General features: G+C 71.5%; 14 protein-coding genes. 5 read left to right on the plus strand and 9 right to left on the minus strand.

From position 1 onward, the window contains the following. Positions 1 to 365 precede the first annotated feature (365 nt). Positions 366 to 2,264: an ABC transporter permease subunit gene (locus tag ABIA38_RS02685; protein WP_424636704.1), complete on the minus strand. Its 1,899-nt coding sequence runs from the start codon at positions 2,262 to 2,264 to the stop codon at positions 366 to 368. Between the two features lie 5 nt (positions 2,265 to 2,269). Further along, positions 2,270 to 2,911 (minus strand): hypothetical protein, encoded by a 642-nt coding sequence (locus ABIA38_RS02690; protein ID WP_424636705.1) that lies wholly within the window; start codon positions 2,909 to 2,911, stop codon positions 2,270 to 2,272. Positions 2,912 to 3,240: 329 nt separating this feature from the next. Between ABIA38_RS02690 and ABIA38_RS02695 the strand changes: the two genes are divergently transcribed. Further along, positions 3,241 to 3,888 carry a hypothetical protein gene (locus ABIA38_RS02695; RefSeq protein WP_424636706.1) on the plus strand — a complete coding sequence of 216 codons (648 nt, stop codon included), beginning with the start codon at positions 3,241 to 3,243 and terminating at the stop codon, positions 3,886 to 3,888. Between the two features lie 55 nt (positions 3,889 to 3,943). Continuing rightward, the gene (locus ABIA38_RS02700; RefSeq protein ID WP_424636707.1) at positions 3,944 to 5,332 is read left to right on the plus strand and encodes an ABC transporter substrate-binding protein; all 1,389 of its coding nucleotides are present in this window, start codon (positions 3,944 to 3,946) and stop codon (positions 5,330 to 5,332) included. A 391-nt stretch (positions 5,333 to 5,723) separates the two neighbouring features. Here the strand turns inward: ABIA38_RS02700 and ABIA38_RS02705 are convergent, their stop codons facing one another. Further along, positions 5,724 to 6,680 carry a D-alanyl-D-alanine carboxypeptidase family protein gene (locus ABIA38_RS02705; protein ID WP_424636708.1) on the minus strand — a complete coding sequence of 319 codons (957 nt, stop codon included), beginning with the start codon at positions 6,678 to 6,680 and terminating at the stop codon, positions 5,724 to 5,726. A 193-nt stretch (positions 6,681 to 6,873) separates the two neighbouring features. Between ABIA38_RS02705 and moaA the strand changes: the two genes are divergently transcribed. Continuing rightward, positions 6,874 to 7,881: a GTP 3',8-cyclase MoaA gene (gene moaA / locus ABIA38_RS02710; protein WP_424636709.1), complete on the plus strand. Its 1,008-nt coding sequence runs from the start codon at positions 6,874 to 6,876 to the stop codon at positions 7,879 to 7,881. Positions 7,882 to 7,951: 70 nt separating this feature from the next. Here moaA and ABIA38_RS02715 read toward each other — a convergent pair whose 3' ends face one another. The 5 genes from ABIA38_RS02715 to ABIA38_RS02735 form a co-directional block, all read right to left on the minus strand. Continuing rightward, positions 7,952 to 8,185 carry a hypothetical protein gene (locus ABIA38_RS02715; RefSeq protein ID WP_424636710.1) on the minus strand — a complete coding sequence of 78 codons (234 nt, stop codon included), beginning with the start codon at positions 8,183 to 8,185 and terminating at the stop codon, positions 7,952 to 7,954. A gap of 297 nt (positions 8,186 to 8,482) precedes the next feature. After that, positions 8,483 to 8,989, minus strand: coding sequence for a DUF3099 domain-containing protein (locus tag ABIA38_RS02720; protein WP_424636711.1), 507 nt, complete (start codon positions 8,987 to 8,989; stop codon positions 8,483 to 8,485). 132 nt (positions 8,990 to 9,121) lie between these two features. Continuing rightward, the gene (locus ABIA38_RS02725; protein WP_424636712.1) at positions 9,122 to 9,661 is read right to left on the minus strand and encodes an RNA 2'-phosphotransferase; all 540 of its coding nucleotides are present in this window, start codon (positions 9,659 to 9,661) and stop codon (positions 9,122 to 9,124) included. A 975-nt stretch (positions 9,662 to 10,636) separates the two neighbouring features. Next, positions 10,637 to 12,046 (minus strand): metallopeptidase TldD-related protein, encoded by a 1,410-nt coding sequence (locus ABIA38_RS02730; protein WP_424636713.1) that lies wholly within the window; start codon positions 12,044 to 12,046, stop codon positions 10,637 to 10,639. Next, positions 12,043 to 13,566: a TldD/PmbA family protein gene (locus tag ABIA38_RS02735; RefSeq protein WP_424636714.1), complete on the minus strand. Its 1,524-nt coding sequence runs from the start codon at positions 13,564 to 13,566 to the stop codon at positions 12,043 to 12,045. The genes ABIA38_RS02730 and ABIA38_RS02735 overlap by 4 nt, the downstream gene beginning before the upstream one ends. A gap of 340 nt (positions 13,567 to 13,906) precedes the next feature. On the opposite strand from ABIA38_RS02735, the gene fabG reads away from it, so the two are divergent. Both fabG and fabI read left to right on the plus strand, forming a co-directional pair. Beyond that, positions 13,907 to 14,611: a 3-oxoacyl-[acyl-carrier-protein] reductase gene (gene fabG, locus ABIA38_RS02740; protein WP_424636715.1), complete on the plus strand. Its 705-nt coding sequence runs from the start codon at positions 13,907 to 13,909 to the stop codon at positions 14,609 to 14,611. Between the two features lie 4 nt (positions 14,612 to 14,615). Beyond that, complete coding sequence (fabI, locus tag ABIA38_RS02745; RefSeq protein ID WP_424636771.1) at positions 14,616 to 15,386, plus strand: enoyl-ACP reductase FabI; 771 nt, start codon at positions 14,616 to 14,618, stop codon at positions 15,384 to 15,386. Positions 15,387 to 15,538: 152 nt separating this feature from the next. Here fabI and ABIA38_RS02750 read toward each other — a convergent pair whose 3' ends face one another. Beyond that, positions 15,539 to 15,835 (minus strand): hypothetical protein, encoded by a 297-nt coding sequence (locus ABIA38_RS02750; RefSeq protein WP_424636716.1) that lies wholly within the window; start codon positions 15,833 to 15,835, stop codon positions 15,539 to 15,541. Between the last annotated feature and the right edge of the window lie 304 nt (positions 15,836 to 16,139).

The following is a 16,139-nucleotide window of genomic DNA, read 5'->3' on the forward strand; positions in this document are numbered from 1 at the left end:
TTCCGCCCGGGTCGGTTTCGGGGCCTTGAGGGTGGCCGGACCGGCCGCGCGGCCGTCGCCCGCAGCGCGGATGCCTGTTCGGGCGGGCGCGCGGCTCGCGTTCGTACCTGCCGGTGTGGCGCCGCGCGTCGCGCGCGTGACGTCCGCCCGGCCTCGGCTCGGCGCCGTCGGTGGCGGTGCGGCGTGGGTGTCGGCCACGATCGCGCCCGCCCGGACCGGTTCACCGCCGGCGCGTACCGTGCCCGCCGGCGCGCCGTTCATGGCCGCACCCGCACCCGCACCCGCCCGCGCTTGCTCGCTGCTTAGGGCCGCGCCTGCGCCCGCCGGTCCTTTGTCCGTGCGTACCGCACCCGCCCGCACGCCGCTCATGGCCGCACCCGCGCGCGCAAGGTCTGGCCGAGAGGGGTAAGGCGTACCGGAGTTGGCGGCTTCCCGGCCGGGGCCGGGCTGCGGAGCACCCGCAGGAGCGTCGCCGGCGCGCCGCCTGGCATTCGGGACAGGAGGACCGCCAGGGCGCCGATCACGATCGTGGACATTCCGGCCGTGGTGGCCGCGTCCAGGGCGACCACCAACCCCGCCGCCAATACCGCGCCCGCCGCGCTGTCGACGCCGAAGACGACCACCGCAGCGAACCAGACCAGGCCGAGCACCGGGTCGAAGGCCGCCGCGTCGAAGGCTCGGCCGCCCATGCCGAGGAGTGCGCCGCCGAGCGCGGCGACGCCGGCGCTGACCGCGAAGACGAAGACCTTGGCCGAGGAGACGTCCACGCCTGCCGCCGCCGCGCCCGACTCGTGATCGCGCACCGCGACCAGCATCCGACCGAGCCGGCTCACATGCAGTCGGCGGACCACCAGCAGGACCAACCCCAGGCAGGCCAACTCCAGTGCGTAGAACGAGCGTTCGCCGTCGAACGGCCACGGGTGGTCGAGCGCCAGGTCGGTGGTGAAGCGGGGCTGGGCGAAGACGAACCGGCTGACCACCGCCGCCACCGCGAAGGTGGTCAGCGCAAGGGTCAAGCCGCGCCGCCGAATCGCCGGCCACCCGGTCAACAGGCCGACCGGCACCACAAGGAGCGCGGCCAGGAACAGCGCGACCAGGCCCGGGACCTGACGGCTCATCAGCTGCGCCGCGAAGAGTGCGCCGAGCCCGGCGAAACCGGCCTGGCCGAGCGAGATCTGGCCCGCGTAGCCGGTGAGCATCACCAACGACACGAATACGATCGCCATCGCCGGCACCTGCTGGGCCACCCGCAGATGGTCCGCGCCCAGCGCCAGCGGCGCCGCCGCGACCGCGACGAACGGCACCCACCAGCCCGCCGGCGCGCTCTCCCCGTGCCCCGTCCCTATCCGGGTCGCCGCCGCCCGAGCCGGATCCGGGCCGCCCACCTCGATCATCCGGGGCAGGACCAGGAGCGCGACCAGCATCACCACCACGAACAGGTTCGCCTGAAGGGCCTGGATCACCCCCCACGAGTCCAGCCGGAGTCGGGACAGTTCGCTCTGCCCCACCCCGATGGCAAGCGCCGCCAGGATCGCCACCGGCAGACTGGCCAGCCGGGCCACCACCGCGACGCCGATCGTCTCGAGCACGAGCAGGGTCAGTCCGTACGGATCGAGCCGTAGGTGCGGAGCCAGCAGTACGCCGGTCAACCCGGCCAGCATCGACCCGAACGCCCACCCGATCGCGGCCACCCGATCGGCCGCCACACCGGCCAACTCGGCCAGCGGACGACGGTCCACCACCGCGCGCAGCCGCACCCCGAAGCGGGTGTAGCGGGTGACGGCGGCGACGAGCACGGCGACCGCGATCACCACGCCCAGTTCGACCAGCGTGCCGGTGGGCACCGACGTGTCGCCGGGCAGCCCGACCGAGCCGGCCGGGACGATCGACGGCGGGTCGAGGCGGGCCTGGGTGCCCCACGTCAACGTCGCGACGCCGACCAGGAGCACGAATACGCCGAGCGAGGCGACCAACATCCGGGCCGGTCCGGCCCCTTCGCGATGCAGGCCGCGGAAGACGAAGCGCTCCAGGACCAGGCCGAGGGCCGGTGCCACCACGCCGACGTCGAGCAGCACGGCTGCCCACAGCGGCCAGCCCCAGACCCGGACCTGCTGCCAGACCAGGTAGGCGACGATCATCGCGAGCGCGCCGAAGGACAGGTTGAATACGCCGGTGGCCCGGTAGGAGGTGATCATCCCGACCGCCGCGAGCGCCGCGATGGCGCCCACGCCCAGGCCGGCCAGCGCCAGTTCGACGGTAAGCACGCCGCTCAGCCGCCGACGCCGGGCCCGACACCGCCACGCGAGCCGCCCGCGCCGCCGGACTGCGTACCGTCACCCGCGCTGCCCGCACCGCCGGACTGCGCACCGCCGCCCGCACCGCCCGCGCCACCGACCCGACCCGCGTCACCGGACCCGGGCCCCGACTCCGACCCAGGCCCCGACCCCAACTCCGACCCGGACCCCGGATCGCACACCCGGCAAGCCCGCAGATCCCGATCCCGCGCCAGCCCCTCGTCCACCGGGAACACCCCGTTCTTCCCGCGCACCAGCGAGCAGTCCGGCCGGTGATACCGCGCCCCACCCGGCACCGCGACCCACCGCGCATCGCCCGGCGGCGGTGCCGCGGCGCCGTCGGCCGCCGGTACCGGCTCGACCAGCAACCGGTACAGCTGACCCACCATCAGCCGCAGTTCCGGGTCCGCCGATTCCCCGTCGCCCGCCGTGCCGCGCCGCGTGCCGACCACCAATACCGCGCCCGCGACGATCAGCGCCGCGCCGGGGATGGTCGCCGACGCCAGGTAGGGCAATTGCCGTGCCTCGTACTTTTCACCCGACACGCCGTACCAGCCCAGCGCGCACAGCAGCGCGCCGCACAGTCCCACCAGCCAGCCGCCGCGCGTGCGCAACAACCGGCGCAAACCCTCGACGGTGGCCGTCGGGCCGGCCGTACGCTGTCCTGCGACAAGGGAGTCATGGGAGTCAAGGGAGTCGCGGGAGTTCGCTTCTCCCGTGGCACCTGTCGAGTCCGTCGAACCTGCCATATGGTCCACCCGTCGAGTTCGCCCGATCGCGTATCCGTGCCTCAGCGTAGTTCGCCGGGATCTGGTCAACCGGGCCAGAACACGATTGGATACCGAGTCGCGCATGGCAACATGACTTGCCGGTAACCCAGGTACTACCTGGCTACATCAACTGCAACAGGACGCCGGGCGACCGGCGGAACGGGTGGTGAACGCACGTGAGCGTGGACATGATCAACGAACGGGCGAAAACGGGCTCCGGCGTGGGTCGTCGCAGGGGCGCGCGTCGGGCGTGGCTGGCGCTGCCGGTGGCGGCGGTGATGGTGCTGTCCGCGTGTAGCAGCAGCGACGACAAGAAGGACAAGTCGGCACCCTCGGCGACCGCACCGGCCGCCGGGGCGTCCAACCCCGTCGCGAGCACGCCGTCCACTCCCGGGACTTCCGCGTCCGCACCGGCGCCCGGCGGCGCCTCCAGCGCGCCGCCCGCGGGCGCCGGGTCGACCACGCTGACCGGCGAGGAGAAGAAGGTCGCCGACAACTGGGACAAGTTGTTCGACGCCAACGCGCCGCTGGACGCCCGCAAGGCGGTCCTGGAGAACGCGGACAAGGTCGGCTCCCTGGTCGACACGCTCGCGAACTCCCCGGTGGCCAAGTCGGTCAGCGCCAAGACCACCGCGGTGAAGATCAACGGGGACAGCGCGGACGTCACCTTCGACATCCTGCTCGCCGGCGCCCCGGCGCTGCCCGCCCAGAACGGCAAGGCGGTCAAGCAGGACGGCACCTGGAAGGTCAGCCTGGTCACCGTCTGCACGCTGGTCAGCCTGCTCCAGCCGGGCAGCGCCGTCCCGGGCTGCCCCACGGCCTGAGCCGGCACCCGAACGGGCGGGACGTCCGCCACACCAGGGCCACCGAGGAGCACCCATGCATCGTCGTCGCACCCACGGACGGCGGGTGCCGTGCGCCTCGGTGGCCCTGGTGCTGGCCGCCCTGCTGTGCGCGCTGAGCGCGTGCGGATCGCGGTTGCCGGAGCGCGATTTCCACGATCGCGGGCCGGCCCCGAGTGCCGCCGGCCCGGCGCCCAATGGGGTCGACGGCGCCAACACCGCGTCCGATGTGGGCGTCACCCCGACCGAGATCACCGTCGGGATGATCGACACCGTCCAGGGGCTCCTGGGCAACGAGACCTTCTCCGGGCCGATGTACGGCGCGCAGGCCTACTTCAAGGCGCTCAACGATCGTGGCGGGGTGAACGGTCGCCGGGTGAAGGTGTCCGCGTGCGACGACACCGGCTACGGCGTGGCCAACCAGCGCTGCGCGCGCAAACTGGTCGAGGACGACAAGGTGTTCGCCTTCGCGGGGAACAGCATCTACAGCTACAACGCCGCGCAGTACGTCAGCGACAAGGCCGTCCCCGACATCGGCGGCCAGCCGATCGGGACCGCGTACGAGACCTACCCGCACCTCTACTCGATCTACGGCTCACGGGCGCCGCGCGACGGCAAGGTGGGTTGGAACGGCGAGTTGTACGCGAGCACCGAGGTCTACCGCTACTTCAAGGACAAGCTCGGCGCGCGCACCGCCGCCGTGGTGTCGTACAACCAGGCCGACTCGGCGCGCTACGCGCAGACCGTGGCCGACGGCCTGCGCGCCGAGGGCTACACCGTCCTGGACAAGCAGGTCGACTTCGCGCTGCCGAACTTCGCCGCCGCCGTGGTGGACATGCGCGCCAAGGGCGTCGACATCGTCTTCGACGCGGTGGACACGCGCGGCAACGTCGAGTTGTGCAAGGCGATGGACGGCGCCGGGTTGCGGGTGACCGCCAAGGTGACCAACGTACAGAACTGGAACGCCCGGGTCGGCGCGGACTTCAAGGCCTCGCCGACCTGCCGGAACAGCATCTACGCGACCGGCAACAGCCGCAGCTACGCGGACACCGCGCACCCCGCGGTGGCCGACTTCCGGGCGGCGATGAAGAAGTACTACCCCGACCGCGAGGACAAGCTGTCCCAATGGGAACTGGAGGGCTGGGCGTCCGCGATGTGGCTGACCGACGCGGTCGCCTCGTGCGGTGCCCAGGTCACCCGGGCCTGCGTGGAGCGGTTCGTCACCCGGCCCGAGGGCTACGACGCGCACGGGCTGCTGATCCCGGTGGACTTCAAGCCCGAACCGGTGAGCCGGGTCGCCGCGCCCGCCCGGACCTGCTTCGACGTGGCCCGCTGGCAGGACGACGCGCCGGCCGGCTGGGTCACCCAGGTGCCGGAGATGACCACGAACTGCTTCGACGTGCCGTCGCTGCCGTACCGGCCGTGAACCGACGCGCCGGGTGGTCTCAGCGCCGGTCGGTGCCGGACCGGGGCCGCGGTTCGCCCGCCTTCGGCGCGGGGTGCGTCGGCTCCGGCGCCGGCCGCGTCACGGCGGAGACCGGGTAGGGCAGTCGCACCATGCCGAACGGGCGGCGGTGCCCGGGATCCGGGTTGGGGGCGATCAGGGCCGAACCTCGCACGGGGGAGCCTCTCCGCTACGACGGCCCCGAAGTCCCACGCCCCGACGCCGTGTCCGCCCGGACGCGCCGGCGGACACGGCGTACAACGAGCGGGCCGGCACGAGGTGTCGCGGGGTCACTCCCCTGGCGGTGCGCCCCCGGCCCGGACCCGGTGCCGCGCCCGGCGACGTGCACCCCGTCACGGCGCCGGGCGCGGTACTAGTCGGTCGCGCTGTCGAGTGCGCTGGGCAGGCGCTTCGGGCAGCCGGAGGTGTACGAGGCGTTGTACTCGAAGTGCCATTCCTCGTTGTCGTACATCCGGCACCAGCCGTACTTGCTGCCCTTGGCCTGGAGCCAGGCCTGCGCGTTGGCCGGGTAGATGTCCACCGCCACGCCCTGCACGTGCATCGACTTCTCCGGCGGCAGCACCCAGTGCAGCGCCGCCTCGCGCGAGCCGACCTCGGCGATCTTGTCGTCCAGGATCTTCTGCTGGTGTGCCCAACCCCGTTTCCCGGAGTTGAGGTTGAGCGTGATGCCCTCGGCGGCCATCGCCGTGTTGATCTTCTTCCACGCGGTGTAGGCGGCCGGCTTGAGCGCGCTGGGGTCCTTGGGCGCGTCCACGTCGTTGGCCGGTGGCTTGGCCGTGGAGGACGGGCTCGGCGGCTTGGTGCCCGGCCCCTTGCTGCCCACCGGAGCGGTGGAGGGCGGCGCGGTCGTGGGCGCCTGTTGGCCGGAGGGGGCCGCGGTGGGCCCCGGGGTCAGGTTCGCGCCGACCGAACTCGCCTTGTCCTTCTTGTCGTCGCCACCGCCGAGGAACAACACCGCGCCGACCCCGACCGCGCCGAGGACCAGCGCGCCCGCGAGGCTCCAGACCACCATCGCCTTGCGGCTGCGCCGAGGCGGGGCGGGCTCGTCGGAGCGGGCGGGCCGCTCGGGCGCGGCCGGCGACTCGGCCGCGGCGGGCGCCGGTTGCTCCCGCTGGTACCAGTCGGCCGGGACCGGCTTGGTCGCCACGTCGAAGGTGCCGGGCGGGGCGGGTGTGCCGGGAGTGGCCGATGCGCCGGGTGCGGCGGGCGTGCCCATGCTGTGCTGTTCCCACGAGGTGTCCAGGAAGTGCGCTCCGTCGGGTGTACCCCCTTCGTCGGGCCGAGCACCGCTGCCCGCTGCGTGTCTCACCGGTGAAGCCTCCTCGTAGTGAGCCTGGATCCTCTCGCGGATCACGCGCCCCGCACGACCTGCGGTTGTCCGGGAGCGTGTGGGATACGCCACTGCAACCGATCCCGGTGTCCGACGTGCAACCCGGGAACCTGCCGCTCCGGTCCACCCGCGTAGCCTGGGAAGCTGCCCGGCAAGGAGAAGGGGGTCGAAGGTGAGCACGCACCACCGCACCGGAGGACTCGTCGACGGTTTCGGTCGGGTGGCGACCGACCTGCGGGTGTCGCTGACCGACCGCTGCAATCTGCGCTGCACCTACTGCATGCCCGAGGAGGGCCTGGACTGGCTGGCCAAGCCGGAACTGCTCACCGCCGAGGAGATCTCCCGCCTGGTCCGGATCGCGGTCACCCGACTGGGGGTGCGCGAGGTGCGGTTCACCGGCGGCGAACCGTTGTTGCGCCGTGAGCTGGTCGACATCGTGCGGGCCGCGGCGGCCCTGGAGCCGCGCCCCACGCTGTCGGTGACCACCAACGGGATCGGCCTGGCCCGCCTGGCGGGTACGTTGCGAGAGGTCGGCCTGGACCGGGTGAACGTCTCGCTCGACACCCTGGACCCGGCCCGCTTCATGACGATGACCCGCCGCGACCGGCACGCGGACGTGGTCGCCGGACTGGCCGCCGCGGCGGACGCGGGCCTGGGGCCGGTCAAGATCAACACTGTGCTGATGCGCGGGGTCAACGACGACGAGGCGCCGGCGCTGCTCGGGTGGTGTCTCGAGCGCGGCTACGAGCTGCGCTTCATCGAGCAGATGCCGCTGGACGCGCAGCACGGCTGGAATCGGGACGAGATGATCACCGCCGGCGAGATCCTCGCCGCGCTGCGGACCACGTTCCGGCTCGACCCCGAGGACGCGCGGGGCAGCAATCCCGCGGAGCGTTGGCTGGTGGACGGCGGGCCGGGCACGGTGGGCGTGATCGGTTCGGTGACGCGTCCGTTCTGCGGGGCGTGCGATCGGACCCGGCTGACCGCCGACGGGCAGATCCGCAATTGTCTGTTCGCGCGCGAGGAGTCCGACCTGCGGGCCGCGTTGCGCGGCGGCGCCGACGACGCGGAGATCGCCGAGCGGTGGCGGGCCGCGATGTGGACGAAGAAGGCCGGCGCGGGGATCGACGACCCGCAGTTCCTCCAGCCGGACCGGCCGATGTCGGCCATCGGCGGCTGAGCGCGAGTCGGGCGCGGGCGCGACTGGGGGGCCGGCGCGGGCGTGCCGAGTCGGTCGACTCCCGTCCCGGTCAACTCCCGTCGGGCGCGGTCCAGTCGGCGAATGCCACGGTGTCCTTGAGGAAGCCGCGAATCGCCAGGAACTGGGCCAGATGCTCACGATGCTCGTCGCACGCGAGCCAGGTCTTGCGCCGCTCCGGCGTATGCAACTTCGGGTTGTTCCAAGCCAGTACCCACCGGGCGTCGGCACGACAACCCTTCGCCGAACAGATCGGCCGGTCGGGATCGGCGGGGGTGGGGAACATGCCCACCAGTGTCGCAGACGGGGTCGGCCGCCCGGACGCGGAGCGTCGGACGAGCAGCTGACCCGGCGTCAGCCACCAACCGGAGCGCTGCTCTCAGTAAGCAACAGGCTGGTCTAGAACCCGTGCGCGTGTCGACATGCCGGCAGGCGAAACGACCCGGACACGGGCGATGCCGGGCAGCCACGGGGGGAGCCGCCCGGCATCGCGTCGGTCGCTCCGACGGGGGATACGGAGCACGTTTCGAAGTATGGCACGTCCGGCGAGCGGTTGAAGCACCAACCCGCGTAGCGCTTACCGCTAATTTTTGACGCTGTGCGAGGGGGCGCCCATAGGGTCGCCCACATGGCCCCGATCGGCACCCCCGGGGTCACCGTGCGTATCCGAATTCATGTGCGACGAAAGGTCGGTGGGTGCCGGACCGGTCGGCGCGGACGAATCGGCGGGCATTGTCCAGGAGTCTTCCGAATGCGCGTGCAACGTCTCCCGCTCGGCACTGGTGAGTACCGCGCCGGGCGGCGGCTCCAGCGCCTTGGGCGGGAGCGGTGGCACGAACTGCGCCTCCACCGGCGCGTTCGAGGTGGGCTCACGACCGGCGTTGGCCAGCACCACCGCGATGTAGGGCAGGAACAGCGCGCCGGCGACCAATATCCACCGCCACGGCGACGGGGTGAACACCGCCGCGACGAAACACACGGTGCGGATCGACATCGAGATCACATAGCGGCGCTGTCGCCCGGCCACGTCCTCGGTGAGCCCCTTGCGCGCACCGCTGATCTGGTACACCGCGCCTTTGGTGTTCTTCACGACCCCACCGTTTCCGACCACGCACCCACACTCGTCCGGTGTCTTCACGGTACGCCCGTGCGCGTGTCGCACCGAGACCGGGGCCGGGACCTTTGCCGCAATCTGACCCGAGTGGGGGAGCGGCGGGCACGGTCAGCCGAGCCGCTCCAGAAACTCCGGCGGTACGGCGGGGACCAGCCAGACCCCGTTGTCCGAACGCCGGAACACATGCCCCGCCGCGACCATCCGCTCCGCGCGCACCACGAACACCACGGGCCGCCCACGCCGCGCCCCCACCCGGCGGGCCGTCTCGGTATCGGCCGACAGATGCACGTCGTGCCGATCCATCGCGCGCAGCCCCTCGACCAGGATCGCGGCCACGCTCGCCGGGCTGGTCCCGTGGTAGAGCACCACCGGCGGCACGGCCTCCACGAGCCCCAGATCCACCGCGACGGTATGCCCCTGACTGGCCCGAATCCGCGTCCCATCCGCCGAAAACGCAAACCGCCGCTTGTCGTTCTCCGCGACCACCCGCTCCAGCTGGGCCCGAGTCAGCACCACCCCACGCGAGTTACACGCGGCCAGCAGCACCTCGACCTCGACCCAACCCCCCTCATCCAACACAATCCCCAGCCGCTCCGGCTGATGCCGAAGATGCCGAGACAGATACTTCGAAACTTTGACGATGTTCATAACACCCCCAACAAACCACGAACCCGCGCCCCGGCAAACCGATTTACTTCCAGCCCACGGCCCGAGAACAAGCCCTCCGCAGCCGATGCGGGCGAGGAAGCCGACAATCGGCCTGCCCGGCGCCCGAGGCCAATCCCCAGGCCGTCCGGCGTTTGAGGGCATGAGCGGGCCGCGCCCGGTCTGCGACGCGCCGAGGCGTTCCGCAGCCGATGTGGGCAAGGGAGCCAACATTCAGCTCGTCCGGCGCTTGAGGACAGCGCGGGCCGCAGGCCGGTCTGCGACTCGCCAAGGCGTTCCGCAGGCCATGCGGGCGAGGGAGCCGACAATCGGCCTGTCCGGCGCCCGAGGACATGCGGCCCGCGGCCCGCGCTGTCCACGGAGCCAATCCCCAGCCTGTCCGGCGCTTGAGGACAAAGCGGGGCACGCCCGGTCTGCGACGAGCCGAGGCGTTCCGTAGCCGATGCTGGCGAGGGAACCGCCATTCAGCCCGTCCGGCGTTTGAGGACAAGCGGGCCGCAGCCTGCGCCGTCCACGGAGCCAATCCCAAGCCGGTCCGGCGCTTGAGGACAGAGCGGGCCGCAGGCCGGTCTGCGACGAGCCGAGGCGTTCCGTAGCCGATGCTGGCGAGGGAACCGCCATTCAGCCCGTCCGGCGTTTGAGGACAAGCGGGCCGCAGGCCGGTGCGCACCGCCCGGCGGTCCGCAGCCTGCGCCAGCCACGGAGCCAATCCCAAGCCGGTCCGGCGCTTGAGGACAGAGCGGGCCGCAGCCCGGTCTGCGACGAGCCAAGGCGTTCCGCAGCCGATGCGGGCAAGGAGCCAACAATCAGCCCGTCCGGCGTTTGAGGACAATGCGGGCCGCAGCCAAGACCGCGACCCGCCAAAGGCATCCGCAGCCGACGCGCGCAAGAGGAGCCAAAATCAGCCCGTCCGGCGCCTGAGGACAAGGCGGGCCAAGCCCCGGGCCGACCGCAAGGTCACTGCGCCCGACTCGCCGACGACATGTTGAAGTCCCGCACCCGCAAAGGCGGCATCGCCGCCCGCGTGAACCAGTCCCCCCACTCGCGCGGATACGTCCGCTCGGTCCGCCCCACCTCGACGGCCCGCCCCAACACGTCCACCGGCGACTCGTTGAACCGATAGTTGTTCACCGCGCCCACCACCTCGCCACCCTCGACGAGATACACCCCGTCCCGGGTCAGCCCGGTCAGCAGCAGCGTCTGCGGATCCACCTCGCGGATGTACCAAAGACACGTCAGCAACAACCCCCGCGACGTCGACGCGACCATGTCCGCCAGACTCGGCCCGTCGGCCGGCCCGTCCAGGATCAGGTTGTCGATCTCCGGCGCCACCGGCAGCCCCGTCAGCTCGGCGGTGTGCCGATTCGTCAGCAGCGACGAGAGCACGCCGTCGGTGACCCAGTTCGTCCGGGCCAGGCCGAGCCCGTTGTCGAACACCGACGACGAGTCGCCGGACGCGTGCGCGATGGTGAACGGCGCGGACTCCAGGCCCGGGTAGGCCGGGTCGCTGTACAGCGTCAGCGGCAACTCGCTGAGCCGATCCCCGATCCGGGTACCGCCGCCCGGCTTGCTGAACACCGTCCGGCCCTCGTGTGCGTCCCGGGCACCCGCCTGCCAGTACAGATAGACCATCAGGTCCGCGACCGCCGTCGGCGGCAGCAGCGTCTCGTAGCGGCCCGCCGGCAGGTCGATCGTGCGGCTCGCCCAGGCCAGCCGCCGGCCGAGGTCCGCGTCGATCGCCGCCAGGTCCACGTCCCGGAAGTCGCGGGTGGATACCCCGCCCCACGCCGACCGGCTCAGGTCGGCCGACTTCGCATTCAACTCGACGTGTCCCGTGGGCTGGTCGTGCCGTCGCCGCAGCCCGGCCGAGGTGCCCACGTAGGTCGAGGTCAGCTGATGCGAGGCGAACCCGTACAGCAGCCGCTCGCCCTCCCGGGCCCGCCCGAACGCCGCGCCCAGCTCCGGCGCGAAGTCCGCGAACACCCCGATCGAGGTCTGCGCCGGTGCCTCGGTGAAGCCGCCGTCCGGGCCGCCGCCGGCCCCCAGGAGCGGTCGCGCGTCCTCGGCCGGACCGGCGTCCCGGGCCGCCGCCTCGGCGGCCCGGACCAGCCCCTCCAGCTGATCCACCGTCACCCCGCTGCGCGAGACCGTCCCCGACGCGGTGCCCTCGGTGCCCGCGACGGTGGCCACCACCGTCACCCGGCGGCCCCGCGTCTCGCCGTTGGTGGTCAGCGTGTTGCCCGCCCAGCGCAGGTTCGCCGCCGACGTCTCCTCGGCGATCACCACGCAGCCGTCCGACTTGGCCAGTGCCAGCGCTCGCTCGACCGTCTCGTCCGGCCGCGTCACCACGGTCTGCCCGCTGCTCATCGACCCGCCTCCTGAACCGTGTTGAGGACCCGCACACCGCGAAACAGCGCCGACGGACACCCGTGGCTGACCGCCGCGACCTGTCCGGGTTGCGCCTTGCCGCAGTTGAAGGCGCCGCCGAGGACGTAGGTGCCCGGGCCGCCGACGGCCTCCATCGAGCCCCAGAAGTCGGTGGTGGTCGCCTGGTAGGCGAAGTCCTTGACCTGCCCGACGATTCGCCCGTCCTCGATCAGGTAGGCACGCTGGCCGGTGAACTGGAAGTTGTACCGCTGCATGTCGATCGACCACGACTTGTCGCCGACGATGTAGAGCCCGCGATGCACCCGGCCGATCAGCTCGGCCGTGGACAGGTTGTCCTCGCCCGGCTGGAGCGAGACGTTGGCCATCCGCTGCACCGGGACGTGCCCGGGGGAGTCCGCGTACGCGCACCCGTTCGACCGCCCCAGACCCTGCATCAGCGCCATCCGCCGATCCAGCTGATAGCCGGTCAGGACGCCGTCGGTGACCAGGTCCCAGCTCTGCGTCGCCACCCCCTCGTCGTCGAAGCCGATGGTGGCCAGGCCGTGTTGCACGGTGCGGTCGCCGGTGACGTGCATCACCGGCGAGCCGTACCGGAGCTTGTCGAGCTGGTCGAAGGTGGCGAACGAGGTGCCCGCGTAGGCGGCCTCGTAGCCCAGCGCGCGGTCCAGCTCGGTGGCGTGCCCGATCGACTCGTGGATGGTCAGCCACAGGTTGCTCGGATCGATCACCAGGTCGTATTCGCCGGCTTCGACGCTCGGCGCCTTCAGGCGCTCGGCGAGCAGCCCCGGCAGCGAGGCCAACTCCTCGTCCCAGTCCCAGCCCTCGCCCTTGACGTATTCCCAACCCCGGCCGACCGGCGGTGCGATGGTGCGCATCGTCTCGTAGGCGCCGGACTCGCGGTCCACCGCGATCACGGTCAGCTGCGGGTGTATCCGCACCCGCTGCTGCGTCGTGGTGGTGCCCGCGGAGTCCGCGTAGAACTTGTTCTCCTGGACCACCATGCAGGTCGCGTCCACGTGGTCCACACCGTCGGCGGCCAGCAGTTCGCGACTCCACCGGGCGAGCAGCGCGATCCGCTCCGCCTCGGGCACGTCGAACGGGTTGATCTTGTACGCCGAGATCCAGGTCGCGTCGGCGTGCACCGGCTCCTCGGCCAGCGCGACCGTCTCGCCCGCACCGGCCGCCTCGCGCACCGACCGGGACACGCGCGCGACCGCGACGGCCTGCTCGGCGACGTACGCCGCGGCCTCCGGGGTCAGGTCCACGCCCGCCGCGAAGCCCCACGCCCCCTCGTGCACCACCCGCACCGCGAAGCCCACGTCGGTGGTGTCCACGGACGAGTCGGTCCGCCCGTCGCGCAGCCGGAAGGACGCGTCTCGTACCCGCTCGAAGCGGAAGTCCGCGTGTTCGGCGCCCAGTTCCCCGGCTCGGGACAGGGCCGCGGCGGCCAGCTCCCGAAGGGGATAGGCGAGGAACGTCGGATCGATCTCGTTGGGCACCCATTCCTCCATACGTTCGGCCTGTCGGCTCGCGTCGTTCAGTCAACCAGACACGATGTCGCCGGCATTCCGGCTTTTCGGCTCGGACCGCTCCTCGGTCGGACGGGTCTTGCGCCGGGCCAAGCGGAACCAAACCTGCCGGAGGCAGGCCGGCCGGATTTGGCGGGTGGAGCGATCGGCTCCGCTGCCGAGGGTCGTTGTCGGGTTCCCACAACGATCGGCCGGCGGACGCTGTCCCGGACCGGATTCCCGTTACCCCGGGGTAGCCCGATAGCGTCATCGTGACGCATGCCGACGGCCTGCGCGCTGCCGAGGACAAACAGGACGAAGGAGTGATCCGTTGAGCCGGTCCGTACTGGTCACGGGAGGAAACCGGGGCATCGGCCTGGCCATCGCCCGGGCCTTCGCCGCCGACGGCGACAAGGTCGCGATCACCTATCGCTCCGGCGAGCCCCCGGAGGGCCTGCTCGGGGTGCGTTGCGACATCACCGACGGCGAGCAGGTCGAGCAGGCGTTCAAGGAGATCGAGGCCGCGCACGGCCCGGTCGAGGTATTGGTGGCCAACGCCGGGATCACCAAGGACACCCTCCTGCTGCGGATGAGCGAAGAGGACTTCACCAGCGTCATCGACACCAACCTGACCGGCACGTTCCGCGTGGTCAAGCGCGCCAGCAAGGGCATGTTGCGGGCGCGCAAGGGCCGGATCGTGCTGATCTCGTCGGTGGTCGGGCTGCTCGGCTCGCCCGGGCAGGCCAACTACGCGGCCTCCAAGGCCGGTCTGGTCGGCTTCGCCCGCTCGATCGCGCGCGAGCTGGGCTCGCGCAACATCACCACGAACGTGGTCGCGCCGGGCTTCGTGGACACCGCGATGACCGAGGTGCTGGGCGAGGAGCGCAAGGCGCAGATCCTCAAGGAGATCCCGCTGGCGCGCTACGCGCACGTGGACGAGGTCGCCGGCGTGGTCAAGTTCCTGACCTCGGACGCCGCGTCGTACATCACCGGAGCCGTCATCCCTGTGGACGGCGGACTTGGAATGGGGCACTGAACTCATGGGCGACCTGCTTGCGGGCAAGCGCATTCTCGTCACCGGCGTCATCACCGACGCCTCGATCGGCTTCCACGTCGCGAAGCGGGCCCAGGAGGAGGGTGCCGAGGTCGTACTGACCGGATTCGGGCGACTCTCCCTGGTCAACCGGATCGCGAACCGGCTGCCGAAGCCGGCCCCGGTGATCGAGCTGGACGCAACGAACCCCGAACACCTCGCGGCGCTGGCCGACAACGTGCGCGCGCACGTGCCCGCGCTCGACGGCGTCGTGCACTCGATCGCGTTCGGCCCCAAGGACGCGCTCGGCGGCAACTTCCTGAACACCGAGTGGGCCGACGTGGCCACCGCGGTGCAGGTGTCGGCGTACTCGCTGAAGTCGCTGACCATGGCCTGCCTGCCGCTGATCGGCGAGGAGGGCGGCTCGGTGGTCGGCCTGGACTTCGACGCGCAGGTGGCGTGGCCGGGCTACGACTGGATGGGCGTGGCCAAGGGCGCGCTCGAGTCGACCTCGCGCTACCTGGCCAAGTACCTGGGCGAGAAGAACATCCGGGTCAACCTGATCTCCTCGGGCCCGGTCAAGACGATGGCCGCCAACAGCATCCCCGGCTTCGAGAAGTTCGAAGGCGTCTGGAACGAAAAGGCCCCCCTGGGCTGGGACCTCCGCGACGCGGACCCGGCCGCGAGGGGCGTGGTGGCACTGCTCTCCGACTGGTTCCCCAAGACCACGGGCGAGATCATCCACGTGGACGGCGGTTTGCACGCGATCGGCGCGTAGTACGCGCATTTGGCCCGACCACCCGACCACCAAGGTCCGGCGGTCGGGCCATACGCGTATGTGGGCCGCGAGGCCGGATCAGCGGAGCCGCAGCTACTAAAACCGCAGCCTGATTCGTCAGGGCAACGGGTGGGCGGGTGGGCGAAAAACCCCTACCCGGTCCACGCCGCGATCGTCGCCGCGATCGAGATCAGCACGGTGATCACCAGCATGATCCCCAGGATCTGCCCGAGTTGCCGAGCCGACGACTTCGTCGGATCCGGCGGCGCCATCACCGTCTGCCGAATCGAGTCGTCCGCACCCGACTCCGCGGCCTTCCGGGCCAGGATCTCGTTCCGCGCGTTGACCCGCGCGACCTCCTCCGCGTGCGTACGTTCCTCGCGGGCCTTGCGAGCGGCCATGGCCCGCTCGTACCGCGCCTTGGCGGAGTCGCCAGATGTAGCAGCCATGGCGACGAGTTTCGCAGACCGCGCCCGGCGACCCGACCGGCGGGTGTCCGCCCCCGCCCGATCGCAGGGGAACTCCGTATCCCCCGCTCGGCGTTGTGCACACGTGTAGACCCCCCATCCGACCGATGCCTCCCCTGACCCTGCCCGGAGGCATCGTCGCAGGTCACGACCATGATCGAAAAACGTTTCCCTTACACGTATCCGGTTATGCCCCGACTGATCCCCTTCGGACTCCTTCTCAAGGGTGGGGCCAGCCCTACTACGCAGGGGTGCCTGACCCCCCGATCGAGACACCGGTCCGCAG

Source organism: Embleya sp. AB8, from assembly GCF_049739465.1.
GTDB lineage: Bacteria > Actinomycetota > Actinomycetes > Streptomycetales > Streptomycetaceae > Embleya.